The organism is Edwardsiella hoshinae NBRC 105699 = ATCC 33379, assembly GCF_000474215.1.
GTDB lineage: Bacteria > Pseudomonadota > Gammaproteobacteria > Enterobacterales > Enterobacteriaceae > Edwardsiella > Edwardsiella hoshinae.
In genome coordinates this window covers 1-26,910 of sequence record NZ_BAUC01000042.1, presented here as the reverse complement: position 1 = coordinate 26,910, position 26,910 = coordinate 1, and the positions used below count along the sequence as shown (strand labels likewise).

Here is a 26,910-nt window from a genome sequence, read left to right as displayed (position 1 = left end):
CTCAAGACATGATTTAATATCGTGTTCTATCTACAGCGCGCCTTGTATCGATAAGGCGCGTCTGATGCTAACAAAGCCCGCTAACGCGGGCTTTGTTGTATCGCTAGGTGGTTACCGCACTCTTTTCCCTTCCCTGATCACGCGCACCGTAAGTGCGTTGGTACGCGCATCGTGCTGATGATGCGTTTTCGGCCCGCGACAACCCGCCTCGTTTTACGCTAAAGTGATGCTCCATTTTCTCTATGCTTAGAGGATGAGCATGGCGCAATATGATCGTTATGATGGGCTGATCTTTGACCTGGATGGTACCTTGCTCGACAGCGAACCCATTCACCGCCAGGCTTGGCGCGAGGTCATCGGACGTCATGGTATGGATTATGACCTAATGGCGCTGATCGCACTCAATGGCTCTCCCACCTGGCGTATCGCACAGGCTATCATTGAGCAGAATCAGTCCTCGCTCGATCCTCATCTCTTGGCTGCCGAGAAAAGCGCACTGGTTGCGGGAATGCTGTTAGAGGGCGTGCGGCCGTTGCCGTTGTCGGAGGTCGCTCGCGCCTATAAAGGGCGACGCCCGATGGCCATTGGTACCGGCAGTGAGCACCACCTGGCTGATGCTTTGCTGCGTCGGTTAGGGCTACCTGATGGTTTCAGGTCATCGTTGCCGCGGACGATGTCCAACACCCTATGCCGGAGCCGCAAACCTTTTACGTTGTGCGGCGCTGCTCGGTGTGGCCGCGACAGGTTGCGTGGTGTTCGAGGATGCCGACCGGTATCCAGGCGGCCCGCGCAGCCGGAATGGATTGGGTTGATGTGCGCTGTCTATAATGAGTGAATTTTGGGCTATCGCTGGCATGTTTGTCAGTAGCTTTACCAGTGCAACCCTGCTGCCCGGTAATTCCGAGGTGGTGTTGAGCGGGCTCGTGATTACCGCTCAGGCTCCGCTGTTGGCGCTGTTAGTGGCGGCGATCGTCGGTAATGTCTTGGGGGGCGCGACGAATGTGCTCATCGGGCGCGCCTTTCCTCACGTTACCCCGCAGCGAGGGTTAGCGGTGGCGCTCGGCTGGTTGCAACGCTATGGCGCGGCGGCACTGCTGTTGAGTTGGTTGCCAATCGTGGGCGATCTGCTGTGTGTGCTGGCCGGCTGGTTGCGCTTGCCGTGGGGAGCGGTGTTGCTCTACTTGACTCTGGGTAAGGCCGTGCGTTATGCCGTGTTGGCTTGGCTAACGCTGTATGGCATGTCGTGGTGGCATTAGGCGTCCATTGCCGCTGGCTGCGGTGGATGCGTTAACTCTTCTTAAAATTAGCGGGAGGTCAATTTGATCCCGGACGTATCTCAAGCCCTTAGCTGGCTGGAATCTCATCCGGATGCCTTGGATGGTATTCGGCGTGGCATCGAACGCGAAACATTACGCGTGACTCCCGATGGGCACTTAGCTCACACGCCGCATCCCGCGGTGTTGGGAAAGGCATTGACCCATCCTTGGATCACCACCGACTTTGCCGAAAGTTTGCTGGAGTTTATCACCCCGGTCGACGGCAATATTGATCACATGCTGGATTTCCTGCGGGATATCCACCGTTATGTGGCGCGTCATCTGGGTGATGAGCGGATGTGGCCCCTGAGCATGCCCTGTTTTATCGGCAATGAGCAGGATATTACCTTGGCGCAGTATGGCAGCAGCAATCTGGGACGTTTTAAGACGCTCTACCGCGAAGGGCTGAAGAATCGCTATGGTGCCCTGATGCAGACCATTTCCGGTGTGCATTATAATTTCTCTCTCCCTCTGAGCTTCTGGCAGGCGCGTGCTGGGGTTCAGGATGCCGAGAGCGGCAAGGCGGCGATCTCCGATGGCTATTTCCGCTTGATCCGCAACTATTATCGCTTCGGCTGGGTGATCCCTTATCTGTTCGGCGCTTCGCCGGCGATCTGTGGCTCTTTCCTGAACGGGCGGGAGACGACGTTACCGTTTGAGCACCACGGCGGTACGTTGTTCCTGCCGTATGCCACCTCGTTGCGTCTGAGCGATTTGGGGTATACCAATAAGTCGCAGAGTAACCTCGGTATTACTTTCAACCATCTGGATGAGTATGTTGCGGCGCTGAAACGCGCGATTCATACCCCTTCCGCAGAATTTTCTCGTCTGGGCGTCGTCGAGCATGGTCACTACCGCCAGCTAAACGCCAATGTGCTACAGATCGAAAACGAACTGTATGCGCCGATCCGTCCCAAGCGGGTGACGCGCGACGGTGAGTCGCCGTCGGATGCCTTATTGCGTGCCGGGATCGAGTATATCGAGGTACGTTCTCTGGATATCAACCCGTTCAGTCCCATCGGGGTCGAGGCTGAACAGTGTCGTTTCCTCGATCTGTTCTTGATCTGGTGTGTCTTGGCTGATGCGCCGGAGATGAATAGCGATGAGCTGCTGTGTACGCGCCAGAACTGGAACCGCGTGATCTTAGAGGGACGTAAGCCGGGGCAGACGATCGGTATCGGTTGTCACGATGCACGCCAGCCGTTGCCTTATGTCGGGAAGGCCTTGTTCGCCGATCTGTTGCGGGTTGCCGAGGTGTTGGACGGGATCAACGGCGATCGCTGTTACCAGCAGGTGTGTGCCCACTTGGTCGCCGCCTTCGAGGATGTTTCGTTAACCTACTCGGCGCGGGTGATGGCGCAGATGGGGAGTCATGGTATTGGCAGTTATGGCTTGGCCTTGGCACAGCGCTACCGTGAGCAATTGTGTGCGGAGCCATTGACGCTGTTAGATGAAACCGAGTTGACTCGCCAGGCTCAGGTGTCTATTGAGCGTCAGGCGGCGTTAGAGTCGGCAGAGAGTGAACCGTTCGCACGCTATTTGCATCAGCATGCCGGTGGTTAAGAACGAAAAAAGAAAAAGGCCACGATACCTGTGGCCAAATATGCATCTCTGAGAACAGGGATGATGATAACAAATGCGCGTCTTTCATATACTGAGAGTCGTATGATGGGAAAAGGTTTCCTAAAAAGCGAAAAATATTTTTTTACCTTGAGGAGGTGATGAAATGCCATTATTGGATAGCTTCACTGTCGACCATACGCGTATGGCCGCGCCGGCGGTTCGCGTGGCGAAAAAGATGACGACGCCGCACGGCGATCAGATTACGGTATTCGATTTGCGCTTTTGCCGCCCGAATAAGGCGATTCTACCGGAGCGTGGCATCCATACTCTGGAGCACCTGTTTGCCGGGTTTATGCGCGACCATCTCAACGGTGATGGGGTTGAAATCATCGATATTTCACCGATGGGCTGCCGTACGGGTTTCTATATGAGCTTGATCGGTACGCCGGATGAGGCGCGTGTCGCGGCGGCTTGGCAAGCGGCGATGGAGGATGTGCTACAGGTTAACGATCAGCGTAATATCCCCGAGCTGAACGAGTTCCAGTGCGGGACTTGTAACATGCACTCCTTGGCGGAGGCGCAGCAGATCGCCCGCACTATTTTGGCCAGCGGTATCGGCATCAATCACAATGATGATTTGGCGTTGTCGGCAGAGCAATTGGCGCGTTTGCATCCGTAAGCCCCTCGAGCACAAGGTTAGTGCGTTGAGGCGGCGGTTATGCGCCGAGAGAAAAGCCCCCGCAGCGATAAGCTGCGGGGGCTTTTTTCGACTTGCTGCCTGAGGTTAGGCGCTTTCGCCTGGTAGGTTGGGGCGTAACAGCGAGACCCGCACCCGTTTGATCATGTTTTCCTGCACGTCGAGGATCTCGATGAAGTAGTTACCAACGGTCACCTGGGCCCCCGGCTGCGGAATCTCCTCCAGCGTCTCTAATAGCATCCCATTGATGGTGCGCGCGCCCTCAGCCGGCAATGTCCAGTTGAAGGCTTTATTCAGTTCACGGATATTGGCGCTGCCGTCGATGAGAACGCTGCCATCGCTCTGCGGCAGTACCTCTTCGGCCAGGGAGGGGGACATGGAGGTGGTGAAGTCGCCGACGATCTCTTCCAGGATATCTTCGACGGAGATCAGCCCCTTGATGTCGCCGTACTCGTCGACCACGATACCGACCTTCTCTTTATTACGCTGGAATTTGAGCAGTTGTACGTTGAGCTGGGTTCCTTCCGGGATGTAGTAGATTTCGTCGGCGGCACGCAGCAAGTTCTCTTTGTTGAATTCCTGCTTTTCGATCAGTTGCCGATATGCTTCGCGTACGCGCAGCATGCCGATGGCGTCATCCAGGCTGTCGCGGAATAAGACGATGCGCCCGTGGGGGGAGTGAGTGAGTTGGCGTAGGATCGACTTCCAGTCATCGTTGACGTCGATACCGACGATTTCGTTGCGCGGCACCATGATGTCTTCTACCGAGATCTTGTCCAGATCCAGCACGGAAATCAGCATGTCTTGATTGCGGCGAGAGATCTGTGAACGTGACTCGTTGACGATGGTGCGCAGTTCTTCTTTACTCACCGCATCGTTACGATTGACGTGCGGCTGAATACCACACATCCGCAACAACAGCCGAGTAATGCCGTTCAGTAGCCAGACCAGCGGCATCATCACTTTTTGTAGCGGTCTGAGCAAGAGGCTGCTGGGAAAGGCGACGCGCTCCGGGTAGAGGGCGGCGAAGGTCTTCGGCATGACCTCGGCGAAGATCAGGATGACGAAGGTGAGGACTCCGGTGGCGATAGCGACACCGCTGTCGCCATATAGCCGCATGCCGACGATGGTCGCTAATGCCGACGCGAGGATGTTAACCAGGTTATTGCCGATCAACACCAGGCTGATCAGGCGGTCGGGATGTTGCAATAGGCGCTCGACACGCCGGGCGGGCCGCAGGCCTTGCTTAGCCAGATGGCGCAGGCGGTAGCGGTTGAGGGTCATCATCCCGGTTTCTGAGGCGGAGAAGTAGGCGGAGATAATCACCATCAGCAGCAGGATGGCGATCAGTGTGCCAGTAGAGACGTGCTCCAAGCGGGTATTCCTTATGGTGATTAACAATCATCCCCCCCGCTGCCGGGCGGCGGGGCGAGAAGGGGATTACTGGGCAACCCCCAGCATAATCCGGCTACCGAAGTAGGCCAAGGTCAAGAGCAACGCTCCGGCCAGGCTACACCAGACTACCGGACGGCCACGCCAACCGTGACGGTAATGGCCCCACAGCAAGGTGACATACACCAGCCAGGCTAACGCCGACAGTAGCGCCTTGTGCAGGTTTTCGGCATCGAACAGGTGTTCCATGTACAGCACGCCAGTGATCAGCGTCAGGGTTAGTAGCACCACGCCAATCTGAGTAATGTGGAACATCTTACGCTCGATGCTCATCAACGGCGGCATGTCGGCGCTCAGGGTAAGCTTCTTGTTCTTCAGCAGGTAGTCCATCCAAGCCAGTTGGAAAGCATACAGCGCCGCGATGATCAGCGTGGCATAGGAAAACAGCGCCAGGCCGATGTGGAAGAGCAATGAGGGCGTCGCTTCCAGGTGAGTGATGAACTCGCCGGGGACAAAGCTGGCAAGCCCCAAGTTAATCAAGGCAAAACTGTAGACGATAGGCAGCAGGAACCAACCGCGATCGCGCGAGGCTACCACGGTCATCACCAGACAAATCAGCAGGCTGACTGACGAGCCCATATTCAATAAGCTCAGATTTTGCCCGGCGCTGACGTCGAAGATACGTTGATAGAGTGCGACAGCATGGCACAACAAGGCGCCGCTGGCGAAAGTAAGCGTCAGTCGCCGGTATGTGCGATTATTACGCGCCAGACCGGGAACGATCAGCCCCAGGCTGAGCAGATAGGCAATCATAGCCGTGATGGCAAATACGGGCATAGCGAGTTTATTCTGACTAAGTGAATGAGGATCTTAGTATAGCGTTAGCGGGAGCACGCTCCAACCGCTGCCGGCCAGCAATGCGCGCCGTGGGGGAGAGAATCGCGGTGCTTCGTGTTATACTCGCCGCCATCTTTAGCGATGTCGTCGCCTGACGGCCCGTTTTGCATTGGTACTACGTTGAGCATAAACCATGTTTGAGAATCTAAGCGATCGATTGTCGCGCACGCTGCGCAACATCAGTGGCCGCGGGCGACTGACCGAAGATAACATCAAGGATACCTTGCGCGAAGTGCGCATGGCGCTGCTGGAAGCCGACGTGGCGTTGCCGGTGGTGCGCGAATTCATCAATCGGGTGAAAGAGAGCGCGCTGGGCCAGGAGGTCAACAAGAGCCTGACGCCAGGACAAGAGTTCGTCAAGATAGTACAGGACGAATTGACGCGCGCCATGGGTGAGGCGAACACCGAGCTGAACCTGGCTGCGCAGCCGCCAGCAGTGGTGTTGATGGCCGGTCTGCAAGGGGCCGGTAAGACAACCAGCGTCGCTAAGCTGGGTAAGTTTCTTAAAGAGAAACAGAAGAAAAAGGTGCTGGTTGTCTCCGCCGACGTGTATCGCCCAGCGGCGATCAAACAGTTGGAGACTCTGGCGCAGAGCGTGGATGTCGATTTCTTTCCCTCCGACGTGCAGGAGCGTCCGCTGGATATCGTGCAGCGCGCACTAACTCATGCCAAACAGAAATTCTATGATGTGCTGATCGTCGATACGGCCGGTCGTTTGCATGTCGATGAAGCGATGATGGAGGAGATCAAACAGATCCATGCGGCGATCAGTCCGGTGGAAACGCTGTTTGTGGTCGATGCCATGACCGGCCAGGATGCGGCTAATACTGCCAGCGCCTTTAACCAGGCCTTACCGTTGACCGGTGTGGTGCTGACCAAGGTCGATGGTGATGCACGCGGTGGTGCGGCGCTGTCGATTCGCCATATTACCGGCAAGCCGATCAAGTTCCTCGGCGTCGGCGAGAAAACTGAGGCGTTGGAGCCGTTTTATCCGGATCGCGTCGCCTCGCGTATCTTGGGCATGGGCGATGTCCTGTCGTTGATCGAAGAGTTGGAGAGCAAGGTTGACCGGGCGCAGGCCGAGAAGTTGGCGACTAAGCTGAAGAAGGGCGATGGTTTCGACCTGAACGACTTTATGGAGCAGCTTAAGCAGATGCGCAACATGGGCGGGATGACTTCCATGTTGGCCAAATTGCCGGGCGTCGGCCAGCTACCGGATAATGTCAAGGCGCAGATGGATGATAAGGTGCTGGTGCGGATGGAGGCGATCATCAGTTCGATGACGCTGAAGGAGCGCAGCAATCCGGAAATCATCAAAGGTTCGCGTAAACGCCGCATTGCACAAGGCTCGGGTATGCAAGTGCAAGACGTCAACCGCTTATTGAAGCAGTTTGACGAGATGCAACGTATGATGAAGAAGATGAAGAAAGGCGGGATGGCGAAAATGATGCGCGGCATGCGCGGCATGATGCCGCCGGGATTCCCGGGGCGTTAATCGGCTCGCCACGGTGCGAAAGGCGGCGCTGGCAGTTGCTTTTCGCGCCAAAATGAGTAAAATTTTCGGGCTTTTATGTTCGTATGAACAAGGACACCGGGCTCCGTTCCTCGATGGGGTCTGGTGTTTTATTTACTAATGAGGATGTTATGGTAACCATTCGTTTAGCACGTGGCGGCGCGAAAAAGCGTCCGTTTTATCAAGTAGTAGTGACCGACAGCCGTAATGCTCGTGACGGTCGTTTCATCGAGCGCGTCGGTTTCTTCAACCCGGTTGCAACCGGTAACGCTGAAGGCCTGCGCCTGGATCTGGATCGCGTGGCTCACTGGGTTTCCCAGGGCGCGACCGTTTCTGATCGCGTAGCTGCGCTGATCAAAGAAGCTCAGAAAGCAGCTTAATCCGTTGCGGTGGTCACGATGAGCACACAAAATAAGCCGTCGATAGATAAAGCAGTGATCCTGGGGAAACTCGGTTCTGCGTACGGCATCCGCGGCTGGCTCAGAGTGTTTTCCTCCACCGAGGATGCTGAGCGCATTTTCGATTACCAGCCCTGGTTTATTCAGCAGGGGGGTAACTGGGTTGCGGTTGAGCTGGAAAGCTGGCGTAACCACAATCAGGATCTGGTCATCAAGATTAAAGGTATTGATGATCGTGATGCGGCCAATGCCCTGGTGAATCGAGAGATTGCCGTGGATGAGTCGCAACTGCCGGTGCTGGAAGAGGGCGACTACTACTGGAAAGACCTGATGGGTTGCCAGGTGGTCACCGTTGCCGGCTACGAGTTAGGTAAAGTCACTGCGATGATGGAAACCGGCTCTAACGACGTCTTAGTCGTCACGGCGAACCTGAAAGATGCATTCGGTATCAAGGAGCGGTTGATTCCGTTCCTCGACGGGCAGGTGATCAAGAAAGTCGATCTCACTGCTAAGTGTATTGAAGTAGATTGGGATCCTGGTTTTTGACCTCCGAAATTAACGGTAGCAGCGAGTGGGACACGACAATGTGGATTGGGGTGGTTAGCCTGTTTCCCGAGATGTTCCGCGCCATCACCGATTACGGGGTAACTGGCCGGGCGGTAAAAAATGGCCTGCTTAGCGTGCAGTGCTGGAATCCACGTGATTTCACGCACGATCGGCATCGTACCGTGGACGACCGTCCTTATGGCGGTGGACCGGGGATGCTGATGATGGTGCAGCCCTTACGGGATGCCATTCATGCGGCAAAGGCAGCGGCAGGCGAAGGGGCGAAAGTGATTTATCTCTCGCCTCAGGGGCGCAAACTCGACCAGCAAGGGGTTTGTGAACTCTCCGCGAAACAGAAGTTGATTCTGGTTTGCGGGCGTTATGAAGGTATCGATGAGCGCGTGATCCAAACCGAAGTCGACGAAGAATGGTCGATCGGCGATTACGTTCTCAGTGGCGGTGAACTGCCGGCCATGACTTTGATCGACTCTCTCTCTCGGTTTGTGCCGGGGGTATTGGGTGATCAGGCATCGGCGCAGGAAGATTCATTCGTCGACGGGCTGCTGGATTGCCCGCACTATACCCGACCTGAGGTGTTACAGGGTATGGAGGTTCCGCCGGTATTGCTGTCGGGCAACCATGCCGAGATCCGTCGCTGGCGTTTAAAGCAGTCGCTGGGCCGAACCTGGCTGAGAAGACCTGAACTTCTAGAAAGCCTAGCTCTGACTGACGAGCAAGCAAAGCTGCTGGCGCAGTTCCGCGAGGAGCATGCCGCGCAGCAGGAATATGAAGGCTGAGACCGTAGGGTCGAGCCGTGTATCAGTTTACCTAGGGTAAGAGACTATTATGAGCAATATCATTAAACAGCTTGAACAAGAGCAGATGAAGCAAGACGTACCTGCATTCCGTCCGGGTGATTCCGTGGAAGTGAAGGTATGGGTCGTTGAAGGTTCCAAGAAGCGTCTGCAGGCATTCGAGGGCGTGGTTATCGCTATTCGTAACCGCGGTCTGCACTCTGCATTCACTGTTCGCAAAATTTCTAACGGCGAAGGTGTTGAGCGTGTATTCCAGACTCACTCACCGGTTATCGACAGCATCGCTGTTAAGCGCCGTGGTGCCGTTCGTAAAGCTAAACTGTACTACCTGCGTGAGCGTACTGGTAAGGCAGCGCGTATTAAAGAGCGCCTGAACTAAGACTACGCTTTCGCTACATCCGAAAGTAGTTAAGTGATAAGGGGTTGGCCATCTGGCCAACCCCTTTTTTTGCTGTGCGGTCTACCCGCTGTCCGTACCGTTATCGTTGTCCGCTCAGCTACGCTATGCGGGAGGGAATGATAGGCTTAGCGAGGCCGGCAGCGGTAGACAAAAGCCGGGGGAAGGTTGCGCCATACCCGCGAGCGTTGCCAGTGAAAGTGGCGTGTCAGGTGGTTTTCGAGCAGCGAGCTGTATTGGAACTGGATAAAGAGCCCGCCAGGCTTAAGAGCATGGGCGCTGGTGCCCAGAATAGCGTGCCGCTGTTCGGCGCTGAAAGCCAATAGCGGTAAACCGGAGAAGATCACATCGTAGCGCTGGCTGATCTCGCTGGCGGAGGTGTTGTAAATTTGGGCGCGCCAATCGACTATTTGGCGTAACGCCTGGCAAAAATGGGGATTTGTCTCAAAGATAGTCAGACGGGCATCATTGCGCATGCAGTGCTGAATATGACGGGTTAATACGCCGGTTCCCGCGCCAAACTCGGCGATGGATTGCGTATGTCGCCAATCGACGGCGCGGACCATTTCACGGCATAGGAAAGGCGTTGAAGGGGAGATGGCGCCCACCGTACGCGGAGAACGGACAAACTGGGTGATGAAGCCCGCGGTTGTTTTTAGGGATTCGCTAAATAGCATGTTACCGCCTCCTATAGGATCAGACGTGTAACTTGCATTACAGCGCCGAAAGCTTAAGCGGATATTAATTGGCGAGGTAAAGAAGCGTAACGTTGGAGTAAACGGCCGCCAGCCTGTCGATGCGGCGGCGGCTTTTCATGTGCGGAGCGCGGGGGCGGTTACAGGTTGTACTGTAGTGTGATGGCGCTAGTACGGTCGGTGTGTTTAGGCGCACTGGCCGGCGGTTCGCTGTTATAGGTCACGTTGTAAGAGAGACGTAGCGAGAACGCATCGTTGATGCCGACATTTAATGCGGTCTCTGAATTCAGCGTGGTGTCTTCGTTGGAGAGCGCGGAAACACCCTGGGTGAATTGGCTGTTGGTGGTCAGTTGGTAGGTGTAGTTGGCGGCGCCATAGGCTAGCGCCCGCGTTGCGCGTCCTCCGCCTTGATATTCGTCGTGACGTATGCCAGGGCCGAATTCGACGCGCAGATCCTGAGTCGGTGAGGCGAAGATTTGGCGGCCGTAGCCAGCGGTACCGGTGGTGCGGGAGGCATAGCCAGCGAAGCGATCATTCAACCAGTTCACCTGGCCAAACATATAGTTTGCGGGAGTAACGTTAAAGCGGGTACGACCGCCGGCCTGGTATTTCTCTGCCGAGCGCGTACCGTTCGATTCGGCATTGTTTGCTGTCCCCCACAGGCTGTAGGCCGTGGCAGCATCCCGATTAAACCAAGTCATGGTGGTATTCGCCAGCAGACTAGAGTTATTGCTGTTCCCCGATTGAGAGTTATAACCCGCCTGAATGTTGCCGATGAAAGGCTGTTTAGCCGTAGACGGATCGTCCAGCGCGGTAAACAGGGTGCTATCGGCGAAGGCCGCGCTGCCGTTAAGGGCTGCCGTGAGGCCAATCAGTATCGATAATGTTTGGGTGACGCGTGAGCGGAGCATGATGTTTCCAATAAAAAAGAAGAGTGCCAAAGTTGACAAGCGTCACATTATAGCGGGTGATAATGTGGCCAAAAATGGTAATGATTAGCTTATTTTTTATTGCAAGATCGGGGTGTTATACGCTTTTTTTATATCGGCCTCTGGGAGGAGGCCGATGTGCGATGAAGTTAGTAGAAGGTGGCGACCAGCAGATAGCCTACGCAGCATGAGGTAATGACCCCGATAAAGCCTGGCAGGATAAAGCTGTGGTTAATAATGAACTTACCGATACGAGTAGTACCAGAGCGGTCGAAGCCGATACAGGCCAGATCGCTGGGGTAGGTCGGTAGGACGAAGTAACCATAGGCGGCAGGGAAGAAAGCCAGTAGCATCTTGGGTTCGACGCCTAATGACAGGCCCATTGGGGCGATGGCCGTGAGGGCCGCCGCCTGGCTGTTGACCAGTTTGGAGACCAAGAACAATACCAGGGCATAGGTCCAAGGATGGCTCTTGACCACATCTTCCAATACCAGACGTAGATCCTGCATATGGGCCTGGAAGAAGGTATCACTCATCCAAGCGACGCCAAATACCGAGAAGATCGCGACCATCCCCGCCTTGAAGACTGCGCCGTTGGCGATTTCTCCCGGCTTCACCTTACAGGACATCAGGATGATGGCGCCGGCGATCAGCATCATCATTTGGATCACCAGGTTCATCGATAACGGTTTCAGAACCCCTTTGACCTCAAAGGCGGGACGTAGATCGGCAAAGGCGCCGAGGAGAACCACGACGGCAATTGCGGCGAAGAAGATCCAGGTTGCCCAGTAGGCCTGCTTAGGGAAGGTTTGATTCAGCAGTGTTTGGCTGTCGCCATAGATATAAGCGCGTTGCTCGGGATCCTTGATTTTCTCCTGAAAGACCGGGTCCTTATCCAGATCTTTACCGCGACGTAGACTCCACAATGCAGCGACCAGCACCCCACATAAAGAGGCTGGTACAGAGACGGACAGAATATCCAGGATGGTGAATGCCTGACCAATGCCATGTGCCGCACCGAGGATGGAAACCAACGAGACCACGGCGACGGAGACCGGAGAGGCGGTGATGGCCATCTGTGAGGCGACTGAAGCGACCGCCATCGGTCGTTCTGGACGGATACCCTTTTTCAGCGCGATATCCGCGATGATGGGGAACATGGTATACACCACATGTCCGGTACCGCACAAGAAGGTCAGCGTCCAGGTAGTGAGTGGCGCCAGAATGGTGATATGTTGCGGGTGACGACGCAGCAGTCGCTCGGCGAACTGCATCATGACATTGAGCCCCCCGGCCGTTTGCAGGACGGCGGCACAGCCGATAACGGCCAGGATGGTCAGGATCACCTCGACGGGTGGCTTACCGGGGACTAAGTCGAAGACAAAAGTGAGAACGAAGAGACCAATCCCACTGATCAGCCCGAGCCCCATTCCTCCATAGCGTGTTCCTAGCAATAGACAGACGATGATAATGGCAAATTGTAGTGTGACCATAGATTCCCTTTCTTCTTATTCTCCCGATACGCTCAGCAAGATAATCTGAGGCTCGGGGATGGACGATATTGTTAGTGATATATGTGAGTTAATACTCTAGTTGTCCTAGCTATGATTCTGGGAGATGGCTCTCCCTTTATAAAAATAAAGAATATAATCCGAATGGAAATTGATCTGTATAAACTATTGTTGAAAAAATAAAGGGGAAGACCTTGCCTAACAGTTGAATAGTTATGGAATATAGGTGGTGCATGCTTTTTTGTTAATAACTTTGATGAAGCGGGTAAACGCTCATGTAGGGCGTGATTTTCCGAACGTGGTGCCGGCAACGTAAAATTAGTTACGCTGATTATTATTATGTTGTTGTCGTTTAGGCGCCACAAGCTGCAAGATGGCATGCGCGGGTGATGATTTGGTCAGGGGATGATGTGCGCGGCAGCACGTTGGCAAGTCATCTTTTCCCAGCATGTATTGCCTGATGAAACTAGTTGATGCTCATCGTTAATGAGTTGCGTAGAATGTTATGCACATTATGTAATTAATTGCGCGAATTGAATACATGTGATGGCTATGCGTTCTATTATAGTTAACCTGTTATGACGTCTATTGGTGGCATTGTATCGCGCAGCGCTTTCGCTAACAGGAAAGAGGCGAACAGGAGCGATGCCAGGTCTTGGCCGAAGCGTTGCCTGGTGAGATGACTATCGCCGCCAGCTCAGAGGTATCGCGTTTAATTAAACTGATTTATTTGATCGATAACTAACCGACACCAGGGATTATCGCCGGGGAAACGCGCGTTGCCATGCTAATAATAAGAGAGGCGGTGCATTAGCCAGTTTCGCGGAGTCTTATTACTCGAATACGGGACCATGAAAGGAGAGCTTATGAGCGGAGGATACGTAGCGCGAGTTGACGGCGAGTTGATTAATGTTTCGAGCAACCGGTGTTTTTATTATTCTGGAGGGCTGAGTTAAGTAAAAATATGGGAGGGGCGTACTCTAATATCGCATAATATCTGCTGATACTCATTTGCCTAAAGTTATTACTGGCTTAATCATAATAAGTATGGGTTTATTGTTACGCGGGTGCTTAGCTGCTATGGCCGAGATCATGACACATTCGCTTTTTACTTATGGTATCGAAAATTTTCCTACCTGGAGTGCTTTTTTTCAGCAGCATACCGCTTGCGGCAAGATAGGAATTAATGTGCAGCAAGAAGATTTCTTCGGTGAGAGTGAAATACATCAGTTAACGAATGGTGTCAAGGTGTTGGTGATCCGCACGACACCGGGGGTGATCGAGAAGTCTGAGCATTCAAAGTCCGTTTACGGCCTGATCTACACGGAAACCCCGTTGCACTGTACTCTCAATGGGCGAGCGATTGCGCTGCGGAGTAAAGATTGTCTATTATTGAATGGCGCGCCGCCATTCAGTATGGCCTCGCCGTTATTGCGCTCGACGGTGTCGGTATTACTACCGGAGGCATGTTTTGGGCAATATGCGTCGGCCGTCGGGGATTTATTCGATGGTCGCCTGGCCTCGACGCTTCCCTTCGGTAAACTGATGACAAGCATGGTAGCAGAAAGTCAGAGTGCGGCGGCGTTAGCAGAGAAGATCAGCGTGCTGATCAACCTTCTGATTATTTCAAGTAATGTGGCCACGCGGCGAACGGTGAATAAATTCGATTATCTTTATAATCTCATTCTCAGCCACTGCCAATGTACTGACTTCTCTCTTACCCGCTTGGTGCAAATCAGTGGAATGTCGAAACGCTCTATTCAATATGTGTTTTCTCAGCAAAATACACGTTTTCAAACACTCTTGTTACAGGCGCGCCTGGCGCGTTTATTACATGAGATGCAGTGTACGCCAACCCTACCATTAAGCGAAATCGTTAAGCGTTGTGGTTATCGCTCCTTGCTGACTGCCTCACGTCACTTTCGTGAGTATTATCAGGAATCCTTGTCGAATTATTATATTAACTATGCACTATGACACGTTATATCCATGGCGCTAGATTATGTTTCATTTTGATTGATATAGTCACTAATCGATTGGTTAAATTTGCGCTTAAAGTGGCGGGCAGCGGTTGAGAATGAGTTATAGCCACTAAGAAAAACGATCTCATTTATTTTTTTATGCTTCATTTTTTGTAGATTATCGCAGAGTAGTTTTAAACGAATGTCGGCGCTGAGACGATTGAAAGTGGTGCCGTGGGAGGCGAGGATATATTGAATATTACGCGCCGACATGGCGCACAGTTGTGCTAATTGGGGGAGCGATAGTGACTCATCATAGATATTCATAGTAATTTTTTTTACGATGAGCTCATACTTACTGCTGGTGACCTGTTTTTCATTATAGGTAATCACCTTGATCAAGTTGGTCACAATATCCAAGCGTTCGGCGAGGCCAGGAGCATGTTGGGTGGTTGACATGATTTTATTGATCTCCTCACCGTATTTTATCGAGGAGAGCTTACGTCCGATGAGTCCTTGGATGACATGCTCTAAGCGATCTCCCAGCAGTGAAAACGGAATTGCGAAGGAGCGTGTTTGTTGGTAACCCGGTGAAGCGATTTGGAAGTGCTTTGAACTGTCGATTAAGAAGGAGTCCCGGTAAGGCAAGGTGCAGCTTAGCCCATCCTCTCCCCACTGTATCTTATGGTCAGAGTAGATGAGGTAGAGTACCCGACTTTGCTGGGCATCGGCGATGTGATGGGCAATATTGTAGCCGCAGGCGCTCATGGTCATAAAGCGTGCGCCATTGCTAAGCCGACTAATCATGGCTTTGGCATAGAAATCCTCCGAGGTCATGTTAAGTGTAAGCTTGCCGCATTGTAAGTGCTGTTGCATAAACGATAACAGTGCCGGGATATCTTCATAGCCTTTGGCTTCATAAGTGACTGTTGGATTTATCATAACTAATTACCGGCAGAGAGGGCTAATCGGGTCGCTATAAATTAATATAACGTGGGTAATATACTGGTTGTTTGACGCAAATTCGATATAAAAGTGCAAGAAAGCAATGAGATTTTACGCTACTGTATTTACGCTGAATTGATTCGGATTTATCGAGCTACGCCAGGCGTGATGTTATTCTGTAGGGTGGATGAATTTACTTTTAGTATTAATAAGTAATGTGTGTGGCTAACCTAAATGAGGTATTTGGGCGGAGGTGGTGGAACGATTGAGATTAACACTTGGCCCGCTGGAGAGTGACCGGCGCATGGTGAACACGATAGCGATATCCTATTAATAAATATACTCGTTTACAGGCAACCATTTCCCCGTAGAAAACGGCGAATCTTTCCCATCGGAGCAAGGTTATTTCAGCATTCAACAGAGCGTCTATGCTAGTGCCGCTTTTGTTATTAGCCGCGCTAATCGATAGCCGTGCACGCCACACTTAGGCAATACCAAGATGTTCTTTTAAATTTTTTAAGTAGCGTCGGCTAACCGGGATGCGTTGACCGCTCTGAGTGAGCACCTCGGCGGCGCCATTGTCCAGTAATTGGATTTCCTTGAGGCGGTCGACATTAACCATGTATTGGCGATGGCAGCGGACCAGCGGGGTTTTTTCCTGCAAGGTTTTTAGCGTCAGTTGGGTGTAACCGCTTTGTTGGCTACCAACGACATGGATGCCGCTGAGCTCCGATGACAGATACTCCACTTCCTCCAACTTGAGCAAGAAGATGCGATTTAAGCCGTGGCAGGGAATATGTTTGAGCTGCGGCGCTTGCAGCGGGTGGAGATTCTGGCGTATTTCGTTGCCACGGAGCAGGCGTGTGAGAGTCTTGTGTAGTCGGGCGGTATCGATCGGTTTGAGCAGATAATCGAAAGCATGTCGCTCAAAGGCTTGGATGGCATATTCGTCGAAGGCGGTGATAAACACGATGTAGGGCAACGTGTCAGGGTCTAACATGTTCACCAGTTCAAGCCCACTAATACGTGGCATTTGGATATCGAGGAAGAGCACATCTGGCCGTAGGCGATGGATCAGCGGAATCGCCTCCAGTGCGTTGGCGCAGCTGGCGGCCAGCTCGACATCTGGATAGTGCTGGAGCAATGTAGCGAGTTCGTCGCGTGCTGGTTGCTCATCGTCGACAATGATGACGGTTAACATGCTTCCTCCCAGAAAGGACGCAATCTTACCATGTGACGTTAAGTTGTGGTGGAAGTCACGGGGAAACTGCGTGCTGTTTCAAAATTTGTTGCCGATGATACCGTAAAGATAATTGTGCGTTTATCTTTACGATTGTGGATTGAAAACTTTACGATAACTGTTAAGGTTAACACCTCAGGAGAGCACCACGGTTTTATCCCGGACACCATGACTAGACAGGCGGATATTTCGATGATGCAAAAAGATGTGGTTAATAATGTGCATATCAGCGACGAACAGATCTTGATTACGCCGGAGGCATTGAAGGCTCGTTTTCCGTTAAACGCGGCGCAACAGGCGCAGATCGCCGCTTCGCGCCAGACGATCGCTCAGATCCTTGCCGGTCACGATGACCGGTTGTTGGTGATCTGTGGCCCTTGCTCGATCCATGATGTCGATGCGGCCTTGGCGTATGCCACTCGTTTACGGGCGCTGGCGGAGGCGCTGAGCGATCGACTCTATATTGTCATGCGGGTCTATTTCGAGAAGCCGCGCACCACCGTAGGTTGGAAGGGATTGATCAACGATCCGTATATGGATGGCTCGTTTGATGTCGAGGCGGGTCTACACATTGCGCGACGTCTGCTACTGCAACTGGTCGAGATGGGCTTGCCACTGGCGACCGAGGCCCTGGATCCTAACTCGCCGCAATACTTGGGCGACCTGTTCAGTTGGTCGGCTATCGGCGCCCGCACCACCGAATCACAGACCCACCGCGAGATGGCCTCCGGGTTGTCGATGCCGGTCGGTTTTAAAAATGGTACCGATGGCAGTCTGGCAACAGCGATTAACGCATTGAAGGCGGCTGCGATGCCGCACCGTTTCGTCGGTATCAATCAGGCGGGGCAGGTTTGCCTGCTACAGACTCAGGGGAATCCCGACGGTCATGTCATCCTGCGTGGTGGAGCGACGCCAAACTACAGCCCGCAGGATGTGGCGCTCTGTGAGGCGCAGATGGTACAGGCCGGTTTGCAGCCACGTCTGATGATCGATTGCAGTCATGGCAACTCTAATAAGGACTATCGCCGTCAGCCGCAGGTGGCACATGCGGTGATGGCGCAACTCGCCGCGGGTAGCCGTTCGATCATCGGTGTGATGCTGGAGAGTAATCTGTCTGCGGGCCATCAGAGCTCGGAACAGCCACGCAGTGCCATGCAATACGGCGTCTCGGTGACGGATGGGTGTATCGATTGGGCGACGACGGAAACCTTATTGCGTGAGATGTCCCGGCAGTTGGCTGAAATACGGTGAGGGGAGGGGGAAGCGGGCATGGTGGCAGAACTGAGCGCGTTGCGCGATGAGATTGATGAGGTCGATAAGGCGTTGTTAGCGCTGCTGGCGCGCCGGTTGGCGTTGGTCGCCCAGGTCGGTGAGGTGAAGAGTCGTTACGGTTTGCCGGTATATGTGCCCGAACGTGAGGCGGCGATGCTGGCTTCGCGTCGGGCTGAGGCGGAACAGCTCGGTGTCTCGCCGGATCTGATCGAAGATGTGTTACGGCGGGTGATGCGGGAATCATACTCCAGCGAGAATGAAAAAGGCTTTAAGGCGCTAAACCCGACATTGCGTCCGGTAGTGATCGTCGGGGGGGGCGGTAAGATGGGGGCTTTGTTTACACGGATGCTTCGCCTCTCGGGTTATCAAGTACGCATCCTTGAGTCACAAGATTGGCCACAGGCCGAGGCGTTGTGTGCCGATGCGGGGATGGTGATGGTCAGTGTGCCTATCCATCTCACCGAAGCGGTGATCGCCCGTTTGCCGACCTTGCCGGCGGATTGCTTGCTGGTCGATTTGGCGTCGGTTAAAGCTGCACCATTACAGGCGATGCTGGCCGCTCATGCGGGCCCTGTGCTGGGGCTCCATCCGATGTTCGGTCCCGATGTGGACAGCTTCGCCAAGCAAGTGATCGTGTATTGTGATGGGCGTCAGCCACCGGCTTATCAGTGGTTGCTGGAGCAGCTACAGGTCTGGGGAGCATCTTTGCACCGCATCAGCGCCGTCGATCATGATCAGAATATGGCCTTCATTCAAGCGTTGCGTCACTTCACGACTTTCGCTTATGGCTTGCACCTGGCGGAGGAGAATGTCAGCCTGGCACAATTACTGACGCTATCATCACCGATCTATCGTCTGGAGTTGATGATGGTCGGGCGTCTGTTCGCTCAGGATGCCCAATTATATGCCGATATCATTATGGCATCGGCGGATAATTTGGCTTTGATTAAGCGTTATCATCAGCGTTTCGCAGAGGCGATTCAGTTGCTGGAGGGGCGAGATAAGGCGGCTTTCGTCGCGGCTTTTCAGCGTGTGGCACACTGGTTCGGTGATCATGCACAACACTTTCAACAAGAGAGCCGAATGTTGCTGCGTCAGGCAGATGACCGCCGCCGTTAACGGCGGCGGTCATGCTTCAGGGGGACGATGGCGTGCTATGAGCGACGGGCACCACGTTCTCGCTTGGGTAGCAGCCGAGCACTTTCTGTGAGCGCGTCAGGCGGCGTAATGCCAGTAGCGCTCGTTGCATCGCGGGATCATTCAAGTTAGCTTGCACATCCAGATAGAACATCTCTTCCCACGGATTACCGTTGATCGGACGCGACTCCAGTTTGCTAATAACGATGTGCTGCTCGCGGAAAGCCAGCAGCGCATCGACCAGCGCGCCGGGTTGTTGCCCGGTGGCCATGATCAGGGTCGTTTTGGCGGCGGTCTGGCTATTAACCTCAATGGCCTTACGCGCCAACACGATGAAGCGTGTCATATTCTGTGTCTGGTTGGCCAGATCGTGAGCCAGGGCTTGTAGGCCATATAGCTGGCCGCCGGCGGCGCTACCGAGGGCGGCGACCTGAGGAGAGTGCAAGGCTGCGACCTGTTCCATTGCGGCGGCGGTGCTTTCACAGTACTCGATTTTCCATTGCGGGTAGCGACTGAGGAACTGACTGCACTGCTGAAAGGGTTGCGGATGGCTATAGATCGTGGTCAGTTGCTTCAGATCGCTTTCACCGTTGACCAGGAGGCAGTGATCGATGGTTAGCGTCAACTCGCCGACAATCGACAGGCTGGTGTGTTGCAGCAGGTCATACACCTCGTTGATTGAACCGGAGGAGGTGTTTTCCAGTGGAAGTACGGCATAGTCGGCTTGTCCCCGTTCGACCAGGGCGACGATATCGGCAAAACGCTGGCAGCCACATTCGAGAAGGTGTTCGAAATGACGAGCGGCATAGCGCCGAGCGGCCAGGTGAGAGTAGGAGCCTTTCGGTCCGAGAAACGCGATACGCGCCGAAGCCTCTGCCGCCTGGTTAGCCTGTTGCAGCAAGGCTTGCTGGGTTAGTACCGACTCTTCGATGATCAGTTGGAACAGGCGCGTGATGAAGTGGGCATCCAACTGGAGTGGCTTGCCTTGCTCGATCAGGCGTTGTAGCAGTTCGCGTTCCCGGGTGAGGTCGCGTACCGGATGGTGTAACGCCTGCTTGGTCTGGGCGACCTGTTCGGCCAAGCGCCGCCGCTCGCCCAGCAGGGTCAACAGTTGGCTGTCGACGGCGCTGATCTGCTCGCGTAGGATCAGTAACGGATTGGATGTGCTCATCGGTTGCCCTTATTAATCGATTTGATGCCATAGGTTACGCACATAAAAAAGCCTCCCCGGGGGAGGCTGCGTATCGTTCTTTCGTTGCCCTTTTAAGGTAGAAAGAGGCCTCCCTCGCGATAGGAAGTAAAAAAGCAGCAACGAAAGAAAGAGACATGACCAGGCATGGGGTAGCTCCAGCGTGAGGAATGACCTTACGTTACCTGTGATACTTTTTCCCTGTCAATGTTTTTGCCGTCACAAAAAACGCGCCCCTTGAGGCGCGTTATGGCAGGTTAAGGCGCTGCTTTCAGGCTATTCTTCGCTAGCCGCCTGCAAATTGGCTTCTTTTACACTGGTATGTGCACGGCGAGCCTCACCTTTATGCTGTACCTTGTTTAACTGGCGCTCCAATTTGTTCAGCAATTCGTTGATCGCCGCATACATATCTTCATGTTTGGCACTGGCGACCAGTTGCCCATTCGGGGTATTGATGGTGGCGTCAACCACGAACCCCTGCGGATCCTTGGACAGAATAATGTGCGGATTGATCAGGTGCGTTTGCCATTTGTCCAGTTTGCTTAGACGGTCTTCGACATGTTCACGGATGGCAGCAGTGATTTCCATTTGTTTGCTGGTGATGCTGATAGTCATACAGATACCTCTCTGTCTTTTCCGTCTTGGTGATTTCAGCATAACGCGCCGTGGCGCAAAGTGTGAGAAGAAAATCACGGATTTTTGTCACTTTTTGCAAAGTTAGATGGTTTTGTGACTCGAGTGAAAAGTGCGGAAAATAGCACTTGAGTCAGCGGAAATTTATGCGCATGATGAATAGGTTGGCGACGGAAAAGGTGGTATGGCCCGGGCTGCGCTATGGCTGAAATCTACGCTGGGCGCACGGTGTGGTTTCTTCGTTTTCGCCTTTCCCTTCACCAGGATGAAATAAATAAAGGCAGCCATTGGCTGCCTTTTGTCGTTACTCGGCGTCGTTATGCGGCTATGCTATTAGGTATTGTCACTATTGAACGCGATGATCTTCTGCACCTTGTTGGCTTCGGTCATCAGGCCCAACTGACGATAAGCGTTTTCCATCAGCGGCAAGGCATCACGGGTCGCCTGGGTGTCGGGGTAATTGCGCAGCATCTGCTCGACACGGTTGACCACGGCGACATAGGCGCCGCGTTTGGTATAGAAGCGTGCAACGGCCAATTCGTGCTTCGCTAGACGGTTTTTCAGGAAGATGAGCCGTTTGGTCGCGTCACTACTGTATTGGCTGTTGGGATAACGCTGTACCAGCTGGCTGAAGTCACGGAAAGCCTGGCGGGCATGCTCCGGGTCGCGATCGGAACGGTCAATGCCGAAGAAACCTTGCAATGCGCTATCATCCATAGCCATGTCGGTCAGGCCGCGCATATAGAGCACATAGGGCATATTAGGGCTCGTCGGGTTTAGGCGGATGAAGCGATCGATGGTAGCCTGTGCCATCGGCAGGTCGGCCGACTTATAATAGGCATAGATCAGATCCAGCTGTACCTGCTGAGAGTAAGGGCCAAATGGATAACGGTTATCCAGCGCTTCCAGTTGCGTAATCGCCGCTTTAAAGTTACCGTCCTGCAGCTTTTGCTGTGCGGTAGCGTAGATTTCGGCGGGCGGATTGTCGGGCACCGCCTCTTTGGAGCTGGAGCAACCAACCAGCGCCAGGCTCAACGTGGTGGCAGCCACCAGATATTTGATACGCGTCATGACGTTTTGCTTACCCTTTTTATGTTGTTCCGGGTGGCTCTCCGTTAAGCTCCCGGCAAAGACCAGCTACAATAGCACACTATTTTAAACGGCAACGCCGAGAAAACCCAACGTTAACGAAAGAAACTCACTATGGCACAACAAGTACAGCTCACCGCGACGGTGACGGAATCCCAGCTCGGCCAACGTTTAGATCAGGCATTGGCGGAATTGTTCCCTGATTATTCACGCTCACGCATCAAAGCGTGGATCCTAGAGGATCGCGTCAGCGTTAATGGGATCATCATCAATAAGCCCAAGGAGAAGGTACTGGGTGGTGAGCATATTGCCATTGATGCGGTGATTGAGGAAGAGAACCGCTGGGAAGCACAGGACATCGCGTTGGATATCGTCTATGAAGACGAGGATATCCTGGTGATCAACAAGCCGCGTGACCTGGTAGTTCATCCGGGAGCCGGCAATCCCGATGGCACGGTGCTGAATGCGCTGCTGCATCATTATCCTCAGATCGCCGATGTGCCGCGCGCCGGGATCGTACACCGCTTGGATAAAGACACCACCGGTCTGATGGTGGTCGCAAAGACAGTACCGGCGCAGACGCGTCTGGTCGAGTCGTTGCAGTTGCGTGAAATCACTCGTGAGTATGAGGCCGTCGCGATCGGTACGATGACCGCGGGGGGCACGGTGCGTGAGCCGATCGCCCGTCACCCGACGAAACGTACCCATATGTCGGTGCATCCGATGGGGAAACCGGCAGTGACCCACTACCGCATCATGGAGCATTTCCGCGCTCACACTCGTCTGCGTCTGCGTCTGGAGACCGGTCGCACCCATCAGATCCGTGTCCATATGGCGCACATCAACCATCCGCTGGTGGGCGATCCGCTGTACGGTGGCCGCCCGCGCCCGCCGCGTGATGCCTCGCCGGCATTTATCCAGACGCTGCGCGCCTTCGATCGTCAGGCGTTGCATGCGACCATGCTGCGTCTCTACCACCCGATCAGCGGCATCGAGATGGAATGGCATGCGCCGATCCCTGAAGACATGCAACATCTGATCGCGGTGATGCAAGAAGACGCCGCAACGTTTAAGGATGAGATGGACTGGTTATGAAACTGATCACGCCGCGCTGGGCGGCACCGGCGCACGTCTCTGCGTGCTCCACGACCCGCGAGGGCGGTGTGAGCCAAGCGCCTTACACCTCACTGAACTTGGGGATGCATGTGGGCGATGTGCCAGAGCATGTCTCGGCCAACCGTCTGCGCTTGTGCCAGGCGTTAATGCTGCCGACACAACCGGTATGGCTGGAGCAGGTGCATGGCACCCGGGTGTTGACGCTGACGGTACAGGGCGAATACCCGGATGTGCGAGCCGATGCGGCCTATACCCGCACCCCAGGGCAAGTTTGTGCGGTGATGACGGCGGACTGTTTGCCAGTTTTGTTTACTAGCTCGTATGGCGATGAGGTCGCGGCGGCCCATGCCGGTTGGCGTGGGCTGTGTCATGGGGTGTTAGAACAGACTTTGGCGTGTTTTTCTGCCGAGCCGTCTCATATCTTGGCTTGGCTGGGACCCGCCATCGGGCCGACGGCCTTCGAGGTGGGAGCCGAGGTGCGTGAGCAGTTTATGCGGCATGATGCAGCCAGCGCGGCAGCTTTCCAGCCATTGGCGGATGGTAAGTATTTGGCGGATATCTACGCGTTGGCGCGTTTGCGTCTGCAAACGGCTGGCGTTAGCCATATCAGCGGTGGCGACCACTGCACACTGAGTGAGCCACAGCGCTTCTTTTCTTACCGACGAGCCTCCCAAACAGGGCGCATGGCTTCGTTGATCTGGTTCTCTTGATACCTTGCTATCCCCCCTGGCCGCGTTAGCGCGCCCAGGGGGATAGGACTGTACGCTTCGCGTGCCACCTACCGTTGCACGAAAAATAATTAAATAATTGTCACAGTTTGGTTGAAAAGTGCAGTCTAGACCACACTTATTCTCCAGAAGCAATTTGCACATGTCTCGGAGGAATCATGCGTCTGGATCGTTTAACCAACAAGTTCCAGTTAGCCCTCGCTGACGCCCAGTCTTTAGCTCTCGGGCGTGACAACCAATTTATTGAACCGATACATCTGATGAGTGCGATGCTCAATCAGGATGGGGGCACGGTTCGCCCGTTGCTGGCTTCTGCCGGTGTTGATATCAACGCGTTTCGGCAGGCGCTGGAGCAGGCTATTAGTCGTCTACCACAGGTAGAAGGCACGGGTGGCGATGTTCAGCCATCCAATGAGTTAATTCGGGTTCTCAACCTGTGTGACAAGTTAGCGCAAAAGCACAACGACACGTACATATCGTCTGAGTTGTTTATCCTGGCCGCGATGGAAGAGCGCGGCAAACTGGCCGATATGTTGAAGGCCGCCGGTGCCTCTGCGCAGAAACTTAGCGCTGCCATTGAGCAGTTGCGTGGAGGAGAGAAAGTGGAAGATCAGAATGCCGAAGATCAGCGCCAGGCGCTGAAAAAGTACACCATCGATCTGACCGAACGCGCCGAGCAGGGTAAGCTGGATCCGGTGATCGGTCGTGACGAAGAGATCCGTCGTACCATCCAAGTGCTGCAACGCCGAACCAAAAATAATCCGGTGCTGATCGGGGAGCCGGGGGTCGGTAAGACGGCCATCGTCGAAGGGTTGGCACAGCGCATCATCAACGGCGAAGTGCCGGAAGGCTTGAAGAATAAGCGTGTGCTCTCCCTGGATATGGGGGCATTGATCGCTGGGGCGAAGTTCCGCGGGGAGTTCGAAGAGCGTCTCAAGGCCGTGCTGAATGATCTCGCTAAGCAGGAGGGGAGCGTTATCCTGTTTATCGATGAGTTGCATACCATGGTGGGTGCCGGCAAGGCCGACGGCGCGATGGATGCAGGGAACATGCTGAAGCCCGCGCTGGCTCGCGGTGAGTTGCATTGCGTCGGGGCGACGACCCTGGATGAATACCGTCAGTATATTGAGAAGGACGCCGCGTTGGAGCGTCGTTTCCAGAAGGTCTATGTGGCTCAGCCCTCCGTCGAAGACACCATTGCCATTCTGCGTGGCTTGAAGGAGCGTTATGAGCTGCATCACCACGTGCAGATCACCGATCCGGCTATCGTGGCGGCAGCGACGCTATCCCATCGTTATATCGCCGATCGGCAATTACCGGATAAGGCTATCGACCTGATCGACGAGGCGGCGTCCAGTATCCGGATGCAGATCGACTCTAAACCGGAGGCGTTGGATCGTCTGGAGCGGCGCATCATTCAGCTCAAGTTGGAACAACAAGCGTTGAAGAAGGAGTCCGATGAGGCCAGTAAGAAACGGCTGGAGATCCTGAATACTGAGCTGGAAGAGAAAGAGCGCGACTACGCTTCGCTGGAAGAAGAGTGGAAGGCAGAGAAAGCCGCGCTGACCGGGACGCAGAATATTAAAGCCGAAATCGAGCAGGCGAAGATCGCGCTGGAACAGGCGCGGCGTAGCGGTGATTTGGCGCAGATGTCGGAGATCCAGTACGGCAAGCTCCCGGAGCTGGAGAAACAACTGCAAGCTGCAACGCAAGCTGAAGGCAAGAGCATGAAGCTGTTGCGCAACAAAGTGACCGATGTCGAGATTGCCGAGGTGCTGGCGCGCTGGACCGGTATTCCGGTATCACGCATGCTAGAAGGCGAGCGAGAAAAACTGCTGCGTATGGAGGACGAACTGCATAAACGTGTCGTCGGCCAGAATGAGGCAGTCGAGGCGGTATCTAACGCCATCCGTCGTAGCCGTGCTGGCTTGTCCGATCCGAATCGTCCCATAGGCTCGTTCCTGTTCTTGGGGCCGACCGGGGTAGGTAAGACCGAACTGTGTAAGGCATTGGCGAACTTCCTGTTTGACAGCGATGACGCCATGGTGCGTATCGATATGTCCGAATTTATGGAGAAACATGCCGTATCCCGTTTGGTCGGGGCACCTCCGGGATATGTCGGTTATGAAGAGGGGGGCTATCTGACGGAAGCAGTGCGTCGTCGTCCTTACTCGGTCATCCTGCTCGATGAAGTCGAAAAGGCGCATCCGGATGTGTTTAACATTCTATTGCAGGTGCTGGATGATGGTCGTTTGACCGATGGTCAAGGGCGCACCGTGGATTTTCGTAACACGGTGGTGATCATGACGTCAAACTTAGGGTCTGATTTGATCCAGGATCGCTTCGGCGAGTTGAGCTATGGCGAGATGAAAGAACTGGTCATGAGTGTGGTAACGCATCACTTCAGACCGGAGTTCATCAACCGTATTGATGAGACGGTGGTCTTCCACCCATTAGGCCAAGAGAACATCAAGGCGATCGCGCAGATTCAGTTGCAGCGTCTGTATCAGCGGCTGGAGGAGAAAGGCTACAGCGTCACGATGAGCGATGCAGCGTTGGATCAGCTCTCTCAGGCTGGTTTCGACCCGGTTTATGGCGCACGGCCATTGAAGCGTGCTATCCAACAGGAGATCGAGAACCCGTTGGCACAGCAAATCCTGTCAGGGAAGCTGTTGCCGGGCAAACCGATTACTCTGGAGCTGGACGGCGAGCAGATTGTCGCACGCCAGTAACCAGTAAATGCACGACATCGCGTCACCAGGGCAGCCAGAGGGCTGCCCTTTCTTCTTTTATCGCGCAATAATCCAAGATGGTGGGAAAAGTACCAAAACAGTACGTTCTGTATGGAAAGTGGACGAATGATAAAAAAGTTGTAATTAGGACTTGTCAGGCCGCAGAAACTCCCTATAATGCGCCTCCATCGACACGGCG

Annotated in this window: 24 protein-coding genes and 1 pseudogene; 15 read left to right on the top strand and 10 right to left on the bottom strand. The window is 54.1% G+C overall.

The window, feature by feature from the left end:
• Positions 1-259 precede the first annotated feature (259 nt).
• From yqaB to luxS, 4 genes and pseudogenes are all read left to right on the top strand, one after another.
• Positions 260-828 (top strand): annotated as a pseudogene (yqaB, locus tag EHO01S_RS17735) (fructose-1-phosphate/6-phosphogluconate phosphatase).
• The gene (locus EHO01S_RS15720) at positions 828-1,256 is read left to right on the top strand and encodes a YqaA family protein (RefSeq protein ID WP_024524860.1); all 429 of its coding nucleotides are present in this window, start codon (positions 828-830) and stop codon (positions 1,254-1,256) included. Before yqaB ends, EHO01S_RS15720 begins: the two are co-directional and overlap by 1 nt.
• A 63-nt stretch (positions 1,257-1,319) precedes the next feature.
• Positions 1,320-2,879, top strand: a complete 1,560-nt coding sequence (gene gshA / locus EHO01S_RS15715) for a glutamate--cysteine ligase (protein WP_024524859.1) — start codon at positions 1,320-1,322, stop codon at positions 2,877-2,879.
• A 163-nt stretch (positions 2,880-3,042) separates the two neighbouring features.
• Positions 3,043-3,558: an S-ribosylhomocysteine lyase gene (gene luxS, locus EHO01S_RS15710; protein ID WP_024524858.1), complete on the top strand. Its 516-nt coding sequence runs from the start codon at positions 3,043-3,045 to the stop codon at positions 3,556-3,558.
• 105 nt (positions 3,559-3,663) lie between these two features.
• On the opposite strand, the gene EHO01S_RS15705 is transcribed toward luxS, so the two are convergent.
• Both EHO01S_RS15705 and EHO01S_RS15700 read right to left on the bottom strand, forming a co-directional pair.
• A complete protein-coding gene (locus EHO01S_RS15705) occupies positions 3,664-4,950 on the bottom strand; it encodes an HlyC/CorC family transporter (protein WP_024524857.1) in 1,287 nt (428 codons plus the stop codon).
• Positions 4,951-5,016: 66 nt separating this feature from the next.
• Positions 5,017-5,805: a cytochrome C assembly family protein gene (locus EHO01S_RS15700; protein WP_024524856.1), complete on the bottom strand. Its 789-nt coding sequence runs from the start codon at positions 5,803-5,805 to the stop codon at positions 5,017-5,019.
• 193 nt (positions 5,806-5,998) lie between these two features.
• On the opposite strand from EHO01S_RS15700, the gene ffh reads away from it, so the two are divergent.
• The 5 genes from ffh (at position 5,999) to rplS (ending at position 9,516) form a co-directional block, all read left to right on the top strand.
• Positions 5,999-7,360: a signal recognition particle protein gene (ffh, locus tag EHO01S_RS15695; protein ID WP_024524855.1), complete on the top strand. Its 1,362-nt coding sequence runs from the start codon at positions 5,999-6,001 to the stop codon at positions 7,358-7,360.
• 149 nt (positions 7,361-7,509) lie between these two features.
• Positions 7,510-7,758: a 30S ribosomal protein S16 gene (gene rpsP, locus EHO01S_RS15690; RefSeq protein WP_024524854.1), complete on the top strand. Its 249-nt coding sequence runs from the start codon at positions 7,510-7,512 to the stop codon at positions 7,756-7,758.
• An 18-nt stretch (positions 7,759-7,776) separates the two neighbouring features.
• On the top strand, positions 7,777-8,322 hold the full coding sequence (gene rimM, locus EHO01S_RS15685; RefSeq protein WP_024524853.1) for a ribosome maturation factor RimM: 546 nt from the start codon (positions 7,777-7,779) through the stop codon (positions 8,320-8,322).
• Positions 8,323-8,360: 38 nt separating this feature from the next.
• Positions 8,361-9,119, top strand: coding sequence for a tRNA (guanosine(37)-N1)-methyltransferase TrmD (gene trmD / locus EHO01S_RS15680; RefSeq protein WP_024524852.1), 759 nt, complete (start codon positions 8,361-8,363; stop codon positions 9,117-9,119).
• 49 nt (positions 9,120-9,168) lie between these two features.
• Positions 9,169-9,516: a 50S ribosomal protein L19 gene (rplS, locus tag EHO01S_RS15675; RefSeq protein ID WP_005281885.1), complete on the top strand. Its 348-nt coding sequence runs from the start codon at positions 9,169-9,171 to the stop codon at positions 9,514-9,516.
• A gap of 146 nt (positions 9,517-9,662) precedes the next feature.
• Here rplS and EHO01S_RS15670 read toward each other — a convergent pair whose 3' ends face one another.
• From EHO01S_RS15670 to EHO01S_RS15660, 3 genes are all read right to left on the bottom strand, one after another.
• Positions 9,663-10,211 (bottom strand): class I SAM-dependent methyltransferase, encoded by a 549-nt coding sequence (locus tag EHO01S_RS15670; protein ID WP_024524851.1) that lies wholly within the window; start codon positions 10,209-10,211, stop codon positions 9,663-9,665.
• Between the two features lie 158 nt (positions 10,212-10,369).
• A complete protein-coding gene (locus EHO01S_RS15665; RefSeq protein ID WP_024524850.1) occupies positions 10,370-11,140 on the bottom strand; it encodes a DUF481 domain-containing protein in 771 nt (256 codons plus the stop codon).
• Between the two features lie 167 nt (positions 11,141-11,307).
• On the bottom strand, positions 11,308-12,651 hold the full coding sequence (locus tag EHO01S_RS15660) for an anaerobic C4-dicarboxylate transporter (RefSeq protein WP_024524849.1): 1,344 nt from the start codon (positions 12,649-12,651) through the stop codon (positions 11,308-11,310).
• Between the two features lie 1,098 nt (positions 12,652-13,749).
• Between EHO01S_RS15660 and EHO01S_RS15650 the strand changes: the two genes are divergently transcribed.
• Positions 13,750-14,646 (top strand): helix-turn-helix domain-containing protein, encoded by an 897-nt coding sequence (locus EHO01S_RS15650; protein ID WP_024524848.1) that lies wholly within the window; start codon positions 13,750-13,752, stop codon positions 14,644-14,646.
• 23 nt (positions 14,647-14,669) lie between these two features.
• Here the strand turns inward: EHO01S_RS15650 and EHO01S_RS15645 are convergent, their stop codons facing one another.
• Together EHO01S_RS15645 and btsR are read right to left on the bottom strand one after the other, a co-directional pair.
• The gene (locus tag EHO01S_RS15645) at positions 14,670-15,572 is read right to left on the bottom strand and encodes a helix-turn-helix transcriptional regulator (protein WP_024524847.1); all 903 of its coding nucleotides are present in this window, start codon (positions 15,570-15,572) and stop codon (positions 14,670-14,672) included.
• A 487-nt stretch (positions 15,573-16,059) separates the two neighbouring features.
• Complete coding sequence (gene btsR, locus EHO01S_RS15640; protein ID WP_024524846.1) at positions 16,060-16,776, bottom strand: two-component system response regulator BtsR; 717 nt, start codon at positions 16,774-16,776, stop codon at positions 16,060-16,062.
• A 234-nt stretch (positions 16,777-17,010) separates the two neighbouring features.
• Here btsR and EHO01S_RS17730 point away from each other — a divergent pair, with 234 nt between their 5' ends.
• Complete coding sequence (locus EHO01S_RS17730; RefSeq protein WP_035370794.1) at positions 17,011-18,066, top strand: 3-deoxy-7-phosphoheptulonate synthase; 1,056 nt, start codon at positions 17,011-17,013, stop codon at positions 18,064-18,066.
• An 18-nt stretch (positions 18,067-18,084) separates the two neighbouring features.
• The gene (tyrA, locus tag EHO01S_RS15630) at positions 18,085-19,206 is read left to right on the top strand and encodes a bifunctional chorismate mutase/prephenate dehydrogenase (RefSeq protein ID WP_024524861.1); all 1,122 of its coding nucleotides are present in this window, start codon (positions 18,085-18,087) and stop codon (positions 19,204-19,206) included.
• Positions 19,207-19,222: 16 nt separating this feature from the next.
• Here the strand turns inward: tyrA and pheA are convergent, their stop codons facing one another.
• From pheA to bamD, 3 genes are all read right to left on the bottom strand, one after another.
• Positions 19,223-20,395, bottom strand: coding sequence for a bifunctional chorismate mutase/prephenate dehydratase (gene pheA, locus EHO01S_RS15625; protein WP_024524845.1), 1,173 nt, complete (start codon positions 20,393-20,395; stop codon positions 19,223-19,225).
• A gap of 294 nt (positions 20,396-20,689) precedes the next feature.
• Positions 20,690-21,028, bottom strand: a complete 339-nt coding sequence (raiA, locus tag EHO01S_RS15620) for a ribosome-associated translation inhibitor RaiA (RefSeq protein ID WP_005281856.1) — start codon at positions 21,026-21,028, stop codon at positions 20,690-20,692.
• A gap of 351 nt (positions 21,029-21,379) precedes the next feature.
• A complete protein-coding gene (gene bamD, locus EHO01S_RS15615; protein WP_035370791.1) occupies positions 21,380-22,117 on the bottom strand; it encodes an outer membrane protein assembly factor BamD in 738 nt (245 codons plus the stop codon).
• Between the two features lie 132 nt (positions 22,118-22,249).
• Here bamD and rluD point away from each other — a divergent pair, with 132 nt between their 5' ends.
• The 3 genes from rluD to clpB all read left to right on the top strand — a co-directional run bounded on the left by rluD (position 22,250) and on the right by clpB (position 26,711).
• The gene (gene rluD / locus EHO01S_RS15610) at positions 22,250-23,230 is read left to right on the top strand and encodes a 23S rRNA pseudouridine(1911/1915/1917) synthase RluD (RefSeq protein WP_024524843.1); all 981 of its coding nucleotides are present in this window, start codon (positions 22,250-22,252) and stop codon (positions 23,228-23,230) included.
• Positions 23,227-23,961: a purine nucleoside phosphorylase YfiH gene (yfiH, locus tag EHO01S_RS15605; RefSeq protein WP_024524842.1), complete on the top strand. Its 735-nt coding sequence runs from the start codon at positions 23,227-23,229 to the stop codon at positions 23,959-23,961. Before rluD ends, yfiH begins: the two co-directional genes overlap by 4 nt.
• Positions 23,962-24,137: 176 nt before the next feature.
• On the top strand, positions 24,138-26,711 hold the full coding sequence (gene clpB, locus EHO01S_RS15600) for an ATP-dependent chaperone ClpB (RefSeq protein ID WP_024524841.1): 2,574 nt from the start codon (positions 24,138-24,140) through the stop codon (positions 26,709-26,711).
• The last annotated feature ends 199 nt before the right edge of the window (positions 26,712-26,910 follow it).

What these genes read in the sequence shown, in the direction of transcription:
- EHO01S_RS15720 (WP_024524860.1), top strand. Translation starts at nt 828, where the DNA reads ATGAGTGAATTTTGGGCTATCGCTGGCATGTTTGTCAGTAGCTTTACC.
- luxS (WP_024524858.1), top strand. Translation starts at nt 3,043, where the DNA reads ATGCCATTATTGGATAGCTTCACTGTCGACCATACGCGTATGGCCGCG.
- EHO01S_RS15700 (WP_024524856.1), bottom strand. Translation starts at nt 5,805, where the DNA reads ATGCCCGTATTTGCCATCACGGCTATGATTGCCTATCTGCTCAGCCTG.
- ffh (WP_024524855.1), top strand. Translation starts at nt 5,999, where the DNA reads ATGTTTGAGAATCTAAGCGATCGATTGTCGCGCACGCTGCGCAACATC.
- rpsP (WP_024524854.1), top strand. Translation starts at nt 7,510, where the DNA reads ATGGTAACCATTCGTTTAGCACGTGGCGGCGCGAAAAAGCGTCCGTTT.
- rimM (WP_024524853.1), top strand. Translation starts at nt 7,777, where the DNA reads ATGAGCACACAAAATAAGCCGTCGATAGATAAAGCAGTGATCCTGGGG.
- trmD (WP_024524852.1), top strand. Translation starts at nt 8,361, where the DNA reads ATGTGGATTGGGGTGGTTAGCCTGTTTCCCGAGATGTTCCGCGCCATC.
- rplS (WP_005281885.1), top strand. Translation starts at nt 9,169, where the DNA reads ATGAGCAATATCATTAAACAGCTTGAACAAGAGCAGATGAAGCAAGAC.
- EHO01S_RS15670 (WP_024524851.1), bottom strand. Translation starts at nt 10,211, where the DNA reads ATGCTATTTAGCGAATCCCTAAAAACAACCGCGGGCTTCATCACCCAG.
- EHO01S_RS15665 (WP_024524850.1), bottom strand. Translation starts at nt 11,140, where the DNA reads ATGCTCCGCTCACGCGTCACCCAAACATTATCGATACTGATTGGCCTC.
- EHO01S_RS15660 (WP_024524849.1), bottom strand. Translation starts at nt 12,651, where the DNA reads ATGGTCACACTACAATTTGCCATTATCATCGTCTGTCTATTGCTAGGA.
- EHO01S_RS15650 (WP_024524848.1), top strand. Translation starts at nt 13,750, where the DNA reads ATGGCCGAGATCATGACACATTCGCTTTTTACTTATGGTATCGAAAAT.
- EHO01S_RS15645 (WP_024524847.1), bottom strand. Translation starts at nt 15,572, where the DNA reads ATGATAAATCCAACAGTCACTTATGAAGCCAAAGGCTATGAAGATATC.
- btsR (WP_024524846.1), bottom strand. Translation starts at nt 16,776, where the DNA reads ATGTTAACCGTCATCATTGTCGACGATGAGCAACCAGCACGCGACGAA.
- EHO01S_RS17730 (WP_035370794.1), top strand. Translation starts at nt 17,011, where the DNA reads ATGCAAAAAGATGTGGTTAATAATGTGCATATCAGCGACGAACAGATC.
- tyrA (WP_024524861.1), top strand. Translation starts at nt 18,085, where the DNA reads ATGGTGGCAGAACTGAGCGCGTTGCGCGATGAGATTGATGAGGTCGAT.
- pheA (WP_024524845.1), bottom strand. Translation starts at nt 20,395, where the DNA reads ATGAGCACATCCAATCCGTTACTGATCCTACGCGAGCAGATCAGCGCC.
- raiA (WP_005281856.1), bottom strand. Translation starts at nt 21,028, where the DNA reads ATGACTATCAGCATCACCAGCAAACAAATGGAAATCACTGCTGCCATC.
- bamD (WP_035370791.1), bottom strand. Translation starts at nt 22,117, where the DNA reads ATGACGCGTATCAAATATCTGGTGGCTGCCACCACGTTGAGCCTGGCG.
- rluD (WP_024524843.1), top strand. Translation starts at nt 22,250, where the DNA reads ATGGCACAACAAGTACAGCTCACCGCGACGGTGACGGAATCCCAGCTC.
- yfiH (WP_024524842.1), top strand. Translation starts at nt 23,227, where the DNA reads ATGAAACTGATCACGCCGCGCTGGGCGGCACCGGCGCACGTCTCTGCG.
- clpB (WP_024524841.1), top strand. Translation starts at nt 24,138, where the DNA reads ATGCGTCTGGATCGTTTAACCAACAAGTTCCAGTTAGCCCTCGCTGAC.